Origin of the sequence: Afifella aestuarii (assembly GCF_004023665.1) — a bacterium.
Classification (GTDB): Bacteria; Pseudomonadota; Alphaproteobacteria; order Rhizobiales; family Afifellaceae; genus Afifella; species Afifella aestuarii.
The window spans coordinates 337,661-351,614 of the sequence record NZ_SAUF01000005.1 but is presented as its reverse complement, the minus strand read 5'-3'; the positions used below and the strand labels follow the sequence as shown (position 1 = coordinate 351,614).

Sequence of the window (13,954 nt, the reverse complement as noted above, 5' to 3'; positions counted from 1 at the left end):
ACCCGGTTGCCTTCGATTTTTTCGCCGGCTCAGGCGGCGACGCGATCGGAGAGCTGTTTCGGTACGAGCCGTGTCGATTCCGACATCACGAGCGCTTTGAGCTCGTCGGACCCCTGACACTCCGGGATCGAGGCGACCGCGCCCTTCACGAGATCACGCAGGCGCTCCATGGCTCCGGCGAGACCGAGCTGAACGACCGCACTCGGGCGCCCCAAAGCAATATCCCGCCCGACCGGCTTGCCGTTGTCTTCCTCGGCAGCGACCGCATCACCGATGTCGTCGGCGACCTGATAGGCCTCCCCAAGGCGATCACCGAGCGCGCGCCACGGCGCCGGATCGGCGCCTGCGGCGAGAGCGCCCGCCGCGGTCGCGGCCACGAAGAGCGACCCCGTCTTCGCCCGCTGATAATCGGAGACAGACACCCGCGGCTCGCTTTCCCACGCCTGACCGGCGATAATTCCGGTCGGCATGCCGACCGAGCGGGCGAGCGTCAAAGTGAGACCGGCGAGCCGCTGAGGGGCGCAGGCTCCTGCCCGCGCCAGCGTCTCAAAAGCAAGAACGATGAGAGCGTCGCCAGCAAGAACCGCCAGCGGCTCGCCGAAGGCACGGTGGACCGAAGGACGGCCACGCCGCAATTCTGCATCGTCGAAGCAAGGAAGATCGTCGTGAACAAGCGACGCGCAATGGAAGAGTTCGATCGAAGCCGCTGCCGCATTGGAAAGATCAGGCTCGTCGTCACCGCAGGCATGCGCAACAGCAAGACAAAGCCGCGGACGGATACGTGCGCCGCCCGGAAACACAGAATAGCGCATCGCCTGCGCCAATTGTGGCGGGGCCCCTGGTGCTTCGGCATAGGCCACAGCCATGTCGAGCGCCTGCTCGATGCGGACCAAGGCTTCCATAACGCCCCCCTTCGCGCTGTCTGTAAGTCCCTATTGTCACAGGGAGTGTCAATTACGATGGACAGATGCTAGCCTGAAGTCAACAAAGTCATGTAGGAGTAAATGTCGCGGTGGGCAGCGAACGGGTGGTGATCGTCGGGGCCGGGATCGGGGGCCTTGTGGCGGCCCTCATCCTCTCTGCCAAAGGCTGCGCCGTGACGGTCGTGGATAAAGAAAACGCGCCTGGCGGCAAGATGCGAGAAGTCGCAGCCGGAGGCCGCCGGATCGACGCAGGTCCGACCGTGTTCACGATGCGAGGTCTCTTCGAGGAGATCGTCGCAGATGCCGGTGTCAGTCTCGGCGATGCGCTTTCGCTTAAACCCTTATCGATCCTCGCCCGTCACGCCTGGAGCGCAGAGGAGCGTCTCGACCTCTTCGCCGACATCGACGAAAGCGCCGAAGCGATCTCAGCTTTTGCCGGCCCCGAAGAAGGGCGCGGATATCGCCGCTTTTGCAAGCGGGCCAAACGCATCTTCGAAACGCTCGACGAACCTTTCATCCGCACGCCGCGGCCGAGCGTCGAAAGTCTCGTTCGCGGTGTCGGTCTCTTCGGCCTGCCGGGGCTCATGCAGATCAGCCCGTTCACGACAATGTGGCAAGCACTCGGTGACTACTTCAAAGATCCGCGCCTCAAGCAGCTCTTCGGCCGTTACGCCACCTATTGCGGTTCCTCGCCGTTTTCGTCACCCGCCACCTTGATGCTGATCGCCCATGTCGAACAGGAGGGCGTGTGGCTGGTCGATGGCGGCATGCACGAAGTGGCGGAAACCTTCGCCCGCCTCGCGGAGGCCAAGGGCGCGCAGTTCCTCTATGGAGAAACGGTCACGGAAGTCCTTTCCGCCGGAGGAAGAGCAACAGGGGTCGCTCTTGCGTCGGGCGAACGCCTGGAAGCCGATGCCGTCATCTTCAACGGAGATGTCGCAGCGCTTGCGGCAGGGCTCGGCGGTGAGGCTTCTCGCCGCGCCATCAGCCTCCCGGCCTCGGCCGAACGCTCCCTCTCTGCCATCACCTGGGCGATGACGGCGGAGGCAGCGGGCTTCCCACTCATTCGCCACAACGTATTCTTTTCAAACGATTACGAGGGCGAGTTCGAGCGCATTTTTAAAGCCGGACGTCCGCCAGACGTTCCGACAGCCTATCTCTGCGCTCAAGATCGCGACGACAGCGCGGCCTCTGTCGCGACTGGACCTGAGCGCCTGTTTTGCCTCATCAACGCACCAGCGCGCGGCGACAGCGCGCCCCTCACCGACAGCGAGATCGCGGCATGCGAGACACAGACGTTCCAACTCATGGAAAAATGCGGCCTGACGATCAAACACAGCGCAGAGGCGACGGTGATCACGACGCCGCAGGGATTCAATCAGCTTTTCCCGGCGACGGGGGGAGCCCTCTACGGACAGGCGTCACACGGATGGAAGGCGTCGTTCGAGAGGCCGGGGGCGCGAACGAAGCTGAAAGGGCTCTATCTGGCCGGGGGCAGCGTGCATCCGGGAGCGGGCGTTCCGATGGCGGCGCTGTCGGGCAAGATCGCCGCCACGAGCCTGATGGACGATTGTGCTTCGACACAACGGTCCCGCCCCGCGGCTATCGCTGGTGGTACATCGATGCGCTGAGCGAGGATGGTCGCCAGGGGCTGACCATCATCGCCTTCATCGGCTCCGTCTTCTCACCTTATTACGCCTGGGCGCGGGACCGCGGCGAGACGGATCCCAGAGATCATTGCGGATTGAACGTCGCCTTGTACGGCGACGGCGGCAAGCGCTGGTCGCTTACCGAACGCGGCCGCGGACGCCTGCAGCAGGGTCCTGATGCACTCGTCATCGGACCGAGCGCGCTTTCGTGGGACGGGCAAACGCTCACGATTCGAATCGACGAGACCACGGTGCCGATCCCCACAAGCCTCAAGGGTACGGTGAAAATCACCCCGCATGCGGTCACTCCCGGCCCCTATCAGCTCGACGAAGCGGGCAAGCATTTCTGGTGGCCTATCGGACCTTGCGGCCATGCAGAGGTGGCGATGGAAAAGCCGTCGCGCGTCTGGCAGGGCGAGGCGTATCTTGATTCCAACTGGGGCAGCGAACCGCTGGAAGACGGTTTTCGCCAGTGGGACTGGTCGCGCTCCGCGCATCCGGAAGGCGCTGCGATCCTCTACGACATGCAGCGGCGACGCGGAGGCAACAAGACCCTGGCGCTTCTCTTCGACCGTGAAGGCAATGCCCGGGATTTCGACGTTCCCGCCCCCGCTCCGCTGCCTTGGACACTTTGGCGCGTTGCGCGCAGCACGCATTGCGAAGTCGGCAGCGAGGCGCGCGTGCTCGACACGTTCGAGGACACGCCGTTCTACACCCGCTCTCTCGTGGCGACGCATCTGGCAGGCGCCCCGGTCAAAGCCGTGCACGAAAGCCTGTCGCTCGACCGCTTCAAAACTAGATGGGTGAAGATGCTGCTGCCCTTCCGCATGCCGCGGCTGCGCTGAGCGTCAACGCAGAAAAGGCGCCGGCGACGAGCTTGTCGCCGGCACTGCCGATGCGCCTCAACGCGGTCGGCGGCTCTTCATTTTGTAGACGACGAAGACAATCGCCAACGCGATCAGGCCGCCGAGCGTCATCAACGTCAGCGACGGCAACAATGCCATTTCACCCATTTTCCTCTCCCTGCTCTTCGTGAAGGTTTCACCAAAGGCCTGGCGCGCGCGGGGAACAGCGGCCGATATCGCTCAGCGCGGCGGCCGCCGGTCGAGTGCCTGCTTGCTCTCTTCCTCAAGCTTTGCTTGCCTGTCCGCGCGACGCACCGAAACGATCTGCCAAATGCCGAAGACGAGGACGCCGCCGAAGAAAAAGATGAGTTCGGTCAGGACGATCGTCGTTGCGTCCATGCTCTCCCCCCGAGGCAAAGATGGGCAGCCGCAGCTGCCCTAGAGGCGAATACGGCCCGTCGCTTCCCTCTCGTTGAGCTGAGCGAAGAGGTCGATCACCCATTCTGCCTGCTCGCCGAAGCCACGCCGCCGCACCGGCATATCCCGGAATGGATAGGCTGACGAGGCAGCGGCCGCTTCCACAAGGAAGCGTGTCTCCGGAAGCGGTGCGAACACCAGATGCTCCTGTGCCGATCGACCGGCCGCGCAGCACGCAAGCAGAAAGGCCTTTCGGGAGGCGGGAACGACGGTGCGGCTCGACACCGAATCGAGTCCCCTGCGCTCCAGCTCACGTCCGATCTCGGCATAAAGATAACACGCAGCCCTGATGGCGGGCCGGCATCGCCACGGCAACCGTGCGATACCGCTCGCAGCACGCAGGTAAAGCACGTCGGCATAATCGAGGAGCCGTTGAATGACGCTGCCGAGCTCGGGAGAGAATGTCGGGTTATCCAGCCAGAGATCGGGATCGATGCCAGCCTCGTGCATCCACTCGAGCGGCAGATAGATACGGCCTGCGCGCGCATCCTCGCCGACATCGCGGGCGATATTGGTGAGCTGCATTGCAACGCCGAGATCACAGGCGCGCGCCAGGACCGGATAATCGCACTCGCCCATCAGCACCGTCATCATGGCGCCGACCGTGCCGGCGACACGTGCTGCATAAGCGTTGAGTTCGCCGATCGTCTCGTAACGGCGCCCCTCGACGTCCCAAGCAAAACCGTCGAGCAACGCTTCCGGCAGAGCACGCGGCAGGCCATAGCAAAGAACCATCTCGGCAAAGGCACGGTCCGCAGGAACGGCCGCGGGGCGGCCCGCATAGGCCGCATCGAGCCTGGCACGCAGACGGTCGAGCGCCTCCGCCTTGCCGTTCGACAGATCCACGGCATCGTCGGAAAGGCGGCAGAAGCCATAAAGCGCATAAGCGGGCGCGCGCACCGCCGGAGGGAGAAGAAGCGATGCCGCAAAAAAAGTGCGCGAGCCCGTGCGAATGAGCTCGCGACAGGCGGCGTGATCGGCGGGTGTGGCCAGACGTTGCTCAGGCCAGTGCGGCAGCATCAGGGACGACCTCATCGAGAATTCGGGCGGAAGAGAGAACACCCGGCAGTCCGGCTCCCGGATGCGTACCTGCACCCACGAGATAAAGACGGTCCACCTCTTCGCTCTTGTTGTGAGGACGGAACCAGGCGCTTTGCGTGAAAACGGGTTCCAGCCCGAAGGCGGCGCCATTGAGCGACAGGAGCCGGTTGCGGAAGTCCAAAGGCGTCGTCATGCGCGAACTGACGACATGCGATTTGAGGTCCGGCAAGACGGTCTTGCTCAGATGCTCTTCGATCGTCTGGCGATAAGCTTCCGCTTCAGTACGCCAGTCCGTGTTGCCGCCGAGATGCGGAACCGGCGAGAGCACGTAAAACGCGTCGCATCCAGCAGGCGCCAGCGAAGGATCCGTCGCCGTCGGCCGGTGCAGATAGAGACTGAAATCTGGCGCGAGACGCTTCTTGTCGAAGATGTCGCTCAGCAATTCCCGGTAGCGCGGGCCGAGGAGGATCGTGTGATGCGCGACGTCTGGATAGGTGCGATCGGTGCCGAAATACCAGACGAAGAGGCTCATCGAATAGCGCGCACGATCGATCTTTTCGTTGGTCCAGCGACGCCGCTTCACGCTGCGCAAGAGCTTGCGATACGTGAAGGCCGAATCCGCATTGGAGACGACGACATCGGCGGCGATCGTCTCTCCCGAGGCGAGACGCACCCCACAGGCGCGCCCATTCTCGACCAGGATCTCGTCGACCTCCGCATTGAGACGGATGTCGTTGCCCTGATGCTTAACCAGGCCTGCCATCCCTTCGATCAGCGCGCCCGTTCCGCCCATGGCGAAATGCACCCCCCAATGCCGCTGCAGGAAGGTGATCATGGCGTAGATCGACGTGGTCCGGAAGGGATTGGCGCCGATGAAGAGCGGATGGAAGGACAGCGCGATGCGCAGGCGCTCATCTTTCACATAGCGCGAGACGCAGGAATAAACGCTACGGAAACTCTGCAGCCGCACGAAGTCCGGCAGCACCTTTGCCATATCGAGCAAGGAGCCGAAGGGCACATGCGCAAGCTGTTCGAACCCGACGCGGAAGATCGCCTCGCTCTCGGCCATGAAACGGTCGTAGCCTTCCACGTCCTCCGGAGAGATGCGCGCCACTTCCTTGCGCATGACATCGGGATCGGAAAACTCTTCGAACGTCGTGCCGTCGGCAAAAATTAGCCGATAGAACGGGCTCAATGACTTCAGCGTGATGTCGTCGGCAAACTCGCGTCCGGCGAGGCGCCAGAGTTCCTCGAAGAGAAACGGCGCCGTGACGATCGTCGGCCCGGCGTCAAAGGTGAAGCCGTCCTGGCGAAAGACATAGGCGCGACCGCCCGGCTGATCGAGCTTCTCGAGAACCGTTACGCGGTATCCTCGAGCACCGAGACGGATGGCTGCAGCAAGACCACCGAAGCCGCTGCCAATGACGATCGCATGCGGGCGACGCTCCGCCATCTCAGCGACCGGGTTTGAAGCTGAAGCACGTGTCAACATAAACTGACATGTACACCTGAGAGGCCATTTGGCGCAACGCGGCGCAAGCCATCATGACCGCGACAATTCCGGCCCATCACCCCACCTCAGGCGTCGAAAACCCGCGTTTCTTCCAGGACCAAACGGAAGATGAGGTCGGCCACCTGCCGCGGCGCTTCCTCATGCGCGAGATGCCCGAGACCGCGCAGATACTCGACCCGGGCAGAGGGCAGAATGTCTTTGACACGAAACGCGGTGGAGGGATCAATGGAACCATCCTCACCGCCGGCGACGAGAACGAGCCGCGTCTTGAGCTTCGGCAGATCCCGCTCCAGCGGCCCGAGCTCCCAATTCGCCATCATATTGATCGCCGCCCAGACGTGACCAGTGTTGCGGGCGAGCATCTCGTACCAGTCGATGTCCTGCTGGCTCAGTTTCGAGCCCGTTCCGTCGATCAACCGTTTGACGGCGTTTTCGTCCCGATCGGCACTCCAGGCAAAAAAGCGCGCGGACAAAGACGTGCGCGCCAGGATCTTCGCCACTGGAGAGAAGAACTGACCTGCCATCCCCGAGAGAGGGAGAATAGCTCCGTTGAGGCTGATCAGGAGATCGGAATCCAAATGCCCATCGAGATCCATACGCATCAGGATGGCCGCGCCCGCCGAATGTCCGGCGACGATGGTCGGACGGACGGAAAGAGCATCGAGGAGGCCAGCGACCGCATCGGCCATTCCCGGCATCGACAGCCGATGAGCCGCCGGCGTTGAGGTAAATCCGTGCCCCGGCAGATCCATGGCCGTCACGGAAAATCGTTCAGCCAGGAGCGGAAGGATCGATCCCCAGGAATGGGTCGTCGCACCGGTGCCGTGAAGGAGCACGAGCGACGGTCCCTCCCCCATCTGCTGCACATGCCAGCGCAGCCCTGCCGCCTCGACAAAGCGGCTCGCGGCACGGTTCGGCCAATTGCGGCCTTCCTTTTCCCAGTCGACCTTCCTGGTCATCCGACGAATCGCCCTCGGCTCACTCCACCACCCGCACTTTTTCCTCGCCGCGCCTCGGGCGGACTATGCCGCCGCCGGCACATTGGAGGATACGGCGCGCACCGCCTGCGAGAGGCCCTCGGCATCCGCATAGGGCAAAGGCAGATAGATCGCAGCCATTTCCCCGGCAAGCTTCTCCGCCTTCGGTTGCGGCCGTGGCGACGTATCCACGAGGACGGCGCGAAATCCAGCCAGACGAAAGGCCCTGGCAGAGGCCAACGCATCCTCCTCGGCCTGGGGACGACCCGGCTCGCCATCACGCGCGATATTGGCGCGTCCATCGGTCAAGAACACGATGCTCGGCGTCTGACCCTTGCGCTTGACGCTATCAGCGAGCGCCGCGGCCGCATCGATCGCCGTCGCGAGCGGCGTGCCGCCTCCGCCCGGCAGCCCCGCGAGGCTGCGTTTGGCGCGCGTCAAAGACCGCGTCGGCGGCAAAAGAAGCTCCGCCTCACGTCCGCGAAAGGCGATCAGCGCCACCTGATCGCGACGCACATAGCAATCGGCCAGGAGGAGCTCGACGGCGCCCTTGGCCTCGGCGAGGCGGTGTAAAGCCGCCGAGCCCGAGGCATCGACGACGAAGATCGTGGCCGTCTCCGACCGCTCCTTGTGACGCGAGATGCGGAAATCGTCGCGCCGCACCTCGACGCGCGCCGGACGTTTGCCGGGCTCGAGCACCTCACCGCGCGCAGTCCTGCGGATCGGCTGCCAGGGCGCGGCCGCGCGCAACGTCTCCACGACGTTGAGACGCATCCCGTCACGCAAATCGCCCTGCCGTGTGCCGATCGGACGGCCGCGCGTCTTCGACTGTTTTTGCGCGCCCGCCTTACCGCCCGCAGAGGCGCCGCGGCTGTGCCGGTCGAGCCCCATCTTCAACATCGCAAGAAGGCCCGGAGGAATGGCGGCTTGCGCGGCTTCCAGGATCACGTCGTCGAGCGGCTTGTCCTTGGCCTCAGATTCGTCCTTCTGCTCGGCTTCTTCTGGAGGTTCCTGCGGCTCGGGCGGTTGTTCCTCGGTGGATTCGTCCTCCGGATCCTCGATTTGCGGGATCATCGTGGCGCGTGGCGCCAGAACGAGACGAGCGGCCGTCTGCAGATCCACCTCGCTGACGGAATCCTCCCCGCACAAGGCTGCGTGCGCCTTTGCGGCCCGTGCGGCCAGCAGCGGTGCGCGCAGAGAACCGATTCCAAGTGCCATCGCCGTCGTGCAAAGCGCCTGCAGCGCGTCGTCTGAAAGCGAGACGGCGCTGTAACGCGCAGCGGCGACCGTCACTTCTTCGGCCGTCACGATCGAAGGCTCCAGGTCCCGCAGGGTGGCGCCGGAAAGATCGATATGGAAAGCGAGACGGTCCATGAGCGCGGCGGGCGGCCGCTCCTCTTCCGACAAGCCCTCGTCGAGGGCGACGACACCGAAGTGGCTCGGCGTCCGCAACGCCAAACCATCGCGTTCCAAAACGACTTCACCGGCATCGAGCGCGGCGACGAGATGGGCGGCCTTGTTCAGCTCCATGCGTTCCGCCATGGCGAGAACGACGACGCCGCCATCGGCTGCGGCGAGGATGCCGCGCTCGGCCACCGGACGCCCGGCGCGCAAGGTCGCCGTCAGATCCAGTCCGCCCAGAATACGGCTCTCGCTGGCATGCAGCGGCACCCGGCGCATGGGGGCCTCATCGGGCAGAAGCGCGCGCAAGGTTTCAAGCCAGGCATCGCGGCCCGGCCCTGCGAGAGAGCGTATCGCAGCACCGCCGAGCTGCGCCGGGGCAACAGCAAAAAGTGCCGCCGCAAGAAGCGCATCCCCCCAAATCGGATCTTCTGCTGAGCGCTCTCTCATCACCGTTACACCCTTAAGCGCCGAAAAGCTCCTCCAGGGCGCGATCGACGCGCACGGAGGAACCGGAATCGTCGAGCGGGTTGCGCCGCAAGCGGTGTCGGAGTGCCGGTGGCGCCACCTGACGCAAATGCTTGTCGCCCACTTCCGCGTCACCTTCGAAAGCCGCAAGAGCGCGAGCAGCCCGCATCAGCGTCAGCTCGCCCCGCAAACCGTCGGTGCCAAGCGCCATGCACAATTCGGCCGCGCGCTCCAAAGCCTTGTCGGGCACGGACACGTCGCCAAGACGCTTGTGCGCCGCGGTCAGACGTGAACGCAGCTTGCCGTCTCGGCGCTTCCAGTGCTCGACGAACGCAGCGGGGTCATGTTCATACGTGTCGCGACGGCGGATCACCTCGATACGGGTCGGCAGATCCGTCGGCGTCTTCACTTCGACGGACAGACCGAAACGGTCGAGAAGCTGCGGACGCAGCTCGCCTTCTTCCGGATTGCCGCTGCCTACGAGCACGAAGCGGGCAGGATGGCGAACGCTCAAACCTTCGCGCTCGACGACGTTCTCGCCAGAAGCCGCCACATCGAGCAGAAGATCGACGAGGTGGTCCTCGAGAAGGTTCACTTCGTCGATATACAGAAAGCCGCGATGGGCGCGGGCCAGAAGACCGGGCTCGAACGCCTTTTCACCCTTTGTGAGCGCGAGTTCGAGATCGAGCGCCCCGACCACACGGTCTTCGGTCGCTCCGAGCGGCAGATCGATCACCGGTACCGGGACCTGGCGCGTCTTCAGGTCGCCTTCCGCCGCTTTCTCCTTACAGCTGTCGCAAAAAGCGCCTGGATTGGCGGGATCGCAGCCATAGGGGCAGCCCACGACGACGCGCATCTTCGGCAGCAAAGCCGCCAGGGCGCGCACGGCCGTCGATTTTCCGGTGCCACGATCACCAAAAACGAGGACACCGCCGATGGAAGGGTCGATCGCCGCCAGAAGCAGCGCTGTCTTCATTTCGTCCTGGCCGACGATGGCGGAGAAGGGAAACGGCATTGCCATGTGTGTTCAACCTTGCGGCTTGGGCCGATACGCGCCCGAAATGTCAGCTTCGCAGCTCAACATCCGACAGGCTTACACCGGGCCGGACAACGACGGGCTGGCGCCAAAGCGCTCGCCCAGGTTCATGAAAGGATTGAGACTTTTTCGAAAGAGAGACGCCAGATGAAACACCATCCTCACAAGCCAGGAATGCAAAATCAAGCTTTCCGCCAGCAAGGCTCAGGCATCGGCCAGAGCCTCTCGAAGAAGTCTCTGAGGCAGTTTGAAGTGAACTTTTTCTTTGATTCCGTCCAGGGTTTCTACATGAAGTGTGCGGAAAGTTCGCAGCCAGTTCAGCACCGCTTGTACGCTCGCCTCCGGTGCCGAAGCGCCGGCCGTGACGCCGAGCCGATCGACATTGCGAAGCCATGCTGGATCAAGCTCTTGCGGGGCCTCGATCAGATAGCTCGGAATACCCGACGCCTCTCCGAGTTCGCGCAACCGGCTTGAATTGGAGCTGTTGGCGGAGCCCACCACCACCAGCTTTTCGACGCTTGCGGCAAGCTCCAGCACTGCGGTCTGCCGGTTCTGCGTCGCATAACAGATATTGCACGTCTCCGGCCCGACGATCGAAGGAAAGCGTGCCTTCAAAGCGGCGATGACGTTGCGCGTGTCGAGCAGGCTCAAGGTCGTCTGAGTGATGTAAGCCACGCGCTCAGGGTCCGCGACATCGATCTCAGCCACCGCATCGGGCGTCGCCAGGATATGGAGGCGACCGTCGATCTGGCCACGCGTGCCTTCCACCTCGGCGTGACCGGCGTGACCGATGAGCACCACGTCGTAGCCTTGCTCGGCGTAGCGGCGACCTTCCCTCTGCACTCGCTGCACGAGCGGACATGTCGCATCGATGACGTCCAGCTTCTTGGCCGCGGCACGATTGGCAACCGCACGGGACACACCATGGGCGCTGAAGACGGTGATGGAGCCGTCCGGAATCTCGTCCGTCTCCTCCACGAAAACAGCGCCGCGGGCTTTGAGCGTGTCGACAACGTGCTGATTGTGAACGATCTGGTGGCGCACATAGACCGGCGGGCCATAAAGCGAGAGCGCGCGCTCCACGATCGTGATCGCACGTTCGACGCCCGCGCAGAAACCGCGTGGCTGGGCTAGGATCACCCTCAAAGACCGTCCTGTCGCCATAAGCCTCTTTATAGGCAATCTACGCGGACGGCGTAATGTGTCACGTCGGTTTGACACTGTGACGGATTGCCGTCGCCCGGACAGCGTCTGCGCCGAGCGATTAACTCCCCTTTATCTCAAAAAGTGGACAAAGCTTTTACTGCTTGCCGGCAGGTTTGGCTCGGGGGAACCAAGAGGACAACATCATGACGGCCGCACAGATACAGGAGGCGATGTGCCCCTGCCCGGCCAATGAGCAGGAACGGCTCCAGGAAGTTCTACATTATCGTTTTGCCGATGGCGGTTCGGAAAAGGCCCTCGACGAGATCTGCGCTCTCGCACACAGCCTGTTTGAGGTTCCGCTTGCATTCGTCACGCTCATGGACGCGAACGAGGAAGTCGTCCTCGCAAGCTGTGGGGCTGGTGATCGCCCGATTCCACGCAGCGACGCGATCTCCAGCTGGACAGTCCTGTCCGATGACGTCCTCATCGTAGAAGACGCCCTGCAGGATCCACGGTTTCACAGCAACGAATGGGTACAGCGGCGTCATCTGCGTTTTTATGCGGGAGCGCCTCTCATCGTACGCCCCGGCGTTGCCGTGGGTACGCTCTGTCTCATCGACACCCGGCCGCGTCGCTTTTCAGCGGGCGAAAGAGTGCGACTTGCGATGCTTGCCGCGCTCGCCATGAACGAATTGTCGCGCAGGCGCACCATCATCGATCTGCGCCGTCAGAAGAGGCTCCTGGCACAGGCCACCCGCCTGACCAAAGTCGGCAGCTGGAAACTCGATGTGCGCAACGACAGCCTGACCTGGTCGGAGGAGATGTACCGCATCTTCGAGCTTGATCGCCGGGTCAATCCAACGCGCGAGTTCTTCAAACAGACACTCTCGAGCGCGAGCGACACAGAGGCGCATCAGGCCGTGACGGCCCTGGTTCAGGCAGGCAAACGCTTCGATCGTGAAGTCGAAATCACCACTGTTAAAGGCCATCGACGCTGGATTCGGTGCCTTGCCGAAGCCGAGTGGAGCGAAGGCAGGGTCGCGCATGTGATCGGCAGCGTCCAGGACGTGACCGAACAACACCAGCACAATGCCGAAATAGAGCGACTCGCCTTCCGCGATGGCCTGACGGGGCTTCCCAACCGGGCCCTGTTTCATGAGCGCTTGTCGGACACCATAGATCATGCGCGGCAAAGCCGGACGAGCGTCGGGCTCATCATGCTCGATCTCGATCACTTCAAGACCGTCAACGACACGCTCGGTCACGACGCGGGCGACCAGCTTCTGTGCCTGATTGCAGAACGGCTCCAGCGCGTCTTTGGAGAAGACAACACGGTCGCGCGCCTCGGCGGCGACGAATTCGCCATCATCATGCCCGGCATCAAAACGGCCGCCGACATCCACAAAGCCGTCGAGCGGGTGATGGAATCACTTCGCCATCCCGTCGAGCATGACGGACGCAACTTCTCCATCACGGCCAGCGCCGGAGCGGCGATGTGTCCCCAGCATCATGAAAACCCGACGGATCTCTTGAAGAACGCCGACATCGCGCTTTTTCGGGCGAAGCTTACAGGGCGCAATCGCCTGATCGGCTTCCAACCCTGGATGCGCCTTGCCGTGGAGCGCAAGGCCGAGCTCATGCATGATGTGCGCAGCAGCCTTAAGCAGAACCATTTCAAGCTCTTCTATCAGCCGACTGTCAGTCTTGCGGAGCCCTGTCAGGTGACCGGCCTTGAGGCGCTGATGCGGTGGGAGCACCCCAGCAAAGGTCTGCTCACGCCCGCAGCCTTCATCGCCGCATTCGAGGATACGGAATGCGGACATCAACTCGGCGAGCTCGCTTTCGACAGCGCCATCGAGCAGATGCGGCGCTGGCTCGACGAGGGTGTCGAATTCAGCCGCGTGGCCATCAATCTCTCATCGGCACAGTTTCGCACCGGCAATCTCACCGAGGTGATTCTGGACAAGCTCGCGGCCGCAGGGGTTCCCCCTTCCCGCCTCGTCCTCGAGGTGACGGAAAACACCTATATGGGGTGGAGTGCCGAAATGGTCGGGGATGCTCTGCGCGCCCTCCATATTGCGGGCATCAAGATCGCGCTCGACGATTTTGGAACGGGCTACGCCTCCCTCACCCATCTCAATCAGTTTCCGATCGACCGGCTGAAGATCGACAAGTCGTTTCTGCGTGGCACGAGTGACGGTGCCATCGTCCACGCCATCGTCACACTCGGCGTGCGTCTTGGAATGAAAGTGGTCGCAGAAGGTGTGGAGGATGCCGACCAGCTGGCGATCTTGCGGGAGATGAAGTGCGACGAAGCCCAAGGTTACTACTTCGCCCGCCCGATGCCAGCCGAGGACGTGCCCACGTTCCTCGCCGCGTTTCACTCCCGCTCAGGTGGCGAGACGCTGACGATTCCTGCAAATCCGCAGGCTCTTGCCTACTTTGAGGAGACACGGCAGCCGACATACCCCTGAAGCA

Annotated in this window: 11 protein-coding genes; 3 read left to right on the top strand and 8 right to left on the bottom strand. The window is 63.1% G+C overall.

Features of this window, described 5'->3' with window-relative positions; translation table 11 throughout:
- Positions 1-29: 29 nt before the first annotated feature.
- Positions 30-902: a polyprenyl synthetase family protein gene (locus EO094_RS15825; RefSeq protein ID WP_128293875.1), complete on the bottom strand. Its 873-nt coding sequence runs from the start codon at positions 900-902 to the stop codon at positions 30-32.
- Between the two features lie 110 nt (positions 903-1,012).
- Between EO094_RS15825 and crtD the strand changes: the two genes are divergently transcribed.
- Positions 1,013-2,554, top strand: coding sequence for a 1-hydroxycarotenoid 3,4-desaturase CrtD (gene crtD, locus EO094_RS15820; protein ID WP_128293874.1), 1,542 nt, complete (start codon positions 1,013-1,015; stop codon positions 2,552-2,554).
- Positions 2,494-3,417: a carotenoid 1,2-hydratase gene (locus EO094_RS15815; protein ID WP_128293873.1), complete on the top strand. Its 924-nt coding sequence runs from the start codon at positions 2,494-2,496 to the stop codon at positions 3,415-3,417. Before crtD ends, EO094_RS15815 begins: the two co-directional genes overlap by 61 nt.
- Before the next feature lie 240 nt (positions 3,418-3,657).
- Here EO094_RS15815 and EO094_RS18510 read toward each other — a convergent pair whose 3' ends face one another.
- The 7 genes from EO094_RS18510 to ispH all read right to left on the bottom strand — a co-directional run bounded on the left by EO094_RS18510 (position 3,658) and on the right by ispH (position 11,494).
- Entirely contained in the window at positions 3,658-3,816 is a 159-nt protein-coding gene (locus EO094_RS18510) for a hypothetical protein (RefSeq protein WP_164879672.1), read from the bottom strand.
- Positions 3,817-3,855: 39 nt separating this feature from the next.
- The gene (locus tag EO094_RS15810) at positions 3,856-4,914 is read right to left on the bottom strand and encodes a phytoene/squalene synthase family protein (protein ID WP_128293872.1); all 1,059 of its coding nucleotides are present in this window, start codon (positions 4,912-4,914) and stop codon (positions 3,856-3,858) included.
- Complete coding sequence (locus tag EO094_RS15805; protein ID WP_246008564.1) at positions 4,895-6,388, bottom strand: phytoene desaturase; 1,494 nt, start codon at positions 6,386-6,388, stop codon at positions 4,895-4,897. The genes EO094_RS15810 and EO094_RS15805 overlap by 20 nt, the downstream gene beginning before the upstream one ends.
- 125 nt (positions 6,389-6,513) lie before the next feature.
- The gene (bchO, locus tag EO094_RS15800; protein ID WP_128293870.1) at positions 6,514-7,407 is read right to left on the bottom strand and encodes an alpha/beta fold hydrolase BchO; all 894 of its coding nucleotides are present in this window, start codon (positions 7,405-7,407) and stop codon (positions 6,514-6,516) included.
- Between the two features lie 63 nt (positions 7,408-7,470).
- Positions 7,471-9,276 carry a magnesium chelatase subunit D gene (locus EO094_RS15795; protein ID WP_128293869.1) on the bottom strand — a complete coding sequence of 602 codons (1,806 nt, stop codon included), beginning with the start codon at positions 9,274-9,276 and terminating at the stop codon, positions 7,471-7,473.
- Between the two features lie 13 nt (positions 9,277-9,289).
- The gene (bchI, locus tag EO094_RS15790; protein WP_128293868.1) at positions 9,290-10,315 is read right to left on the bottom strand and encodes a magnesium chelatase ATPase subunit I; all 1,026 of its coding nucleotides are present in this window, start codon (positions 10,313-10,315) and stop codon (positions 9,290-9,292) included.
- Between the two features lie 219 nt (positions 10,316-10,534).
- Positions 10,535-11,494, bottom strand: a complete 960-nt coding sequence (ispH, locus tag EO094_RS15785) for a 4-hydroxy-3-methylbut-2-enyl diphosphate reductase (protein ID WP_128293867.1) — start codon at positions 11,492-11,494, stop codon at positions 10,535-10,537.
- A gap of 185 nt (positions 11,495-11,679) precedes the next feature.
- On the opposite strand from ispH, the gene EO094_RS15780 reads away from it, so the two are divergent.
- Entirely contained in the window at positions 11,680-13,950 is a 2,271-nt protein-coding gene (locus EO094_RS15780; protein WP_128293866.1) for a putative bifunctional diguanylate cyclase/phosphodiesterase, read from the top strand.
- Positions 13,951-13,954 lie beyond the last annotated feature (4 nt).

Bases quoted from the DNA above. Each gene is read 5' to 3' on its own strand.
- EO094_RS15825 (WP_128293875.1), bottom strand. From the start codon at position 902: ATGGAAGCCTTGGTCCGCATCGAGCAGGCGCTCGACATGGCTGTGGCC.
- EO094_RS18510 (WP_164879672.1), bottom strand. From the start codon at position 3,816: ATGGACGCAACGACGATCGTCCTGACCGAACTCATCTTTTTCTTCGGC.
- EO094_RS15810 (WP_128293872.1), bottom strand. From the start codon at position 4,914: ATGCTGCCGCACTGGCCTGAGCAACGTCTGGCCACACCCGCCGATCAC.
- EO094_RS15805 (WP_246008564.1), bottom strand. From the start codon at position 6,388: ATGGCGGAGCGTCGCCCGCATGCGATCGTCATTGGCAGCGGCTTCGGT.
- bchO (WP_128293870.1), bottom strand. From the start codon at position 7,407: ATGACCAGGAAGGTCGACTGGGAAAAGGAAGGCCGCAATTGGCCGAAC.
- EO094_RS15795 (WP_128293869.1), bottom strand. From the start codon at position 9,276: ATGAGAGAGCGCTCAGCAGAAGATCCGATTTGGGGGGATGCGCTTCTT.
- bchI (WP_128293868.1), bottom strand. From the start codon at position 10,315: ATGGCAATGCCGTTTCCCTTCTCCGCCATCGTCGGCCAGGACGAAATG.
- ispH (WP_128293867.1), bottom strand. From the start codon at position 11,494: ATGGCGACAGGACGGTCTTTGAGGGTGATCCTAGCCCAGCCACGCGGT.
- EO094_RS15780 (WP_128293866.1), top strand. From the start codon at position 11,680: ATGACGGCCGCACAGATACAGGAGGCGATGTGCCCCTGCCCGGCCAAT.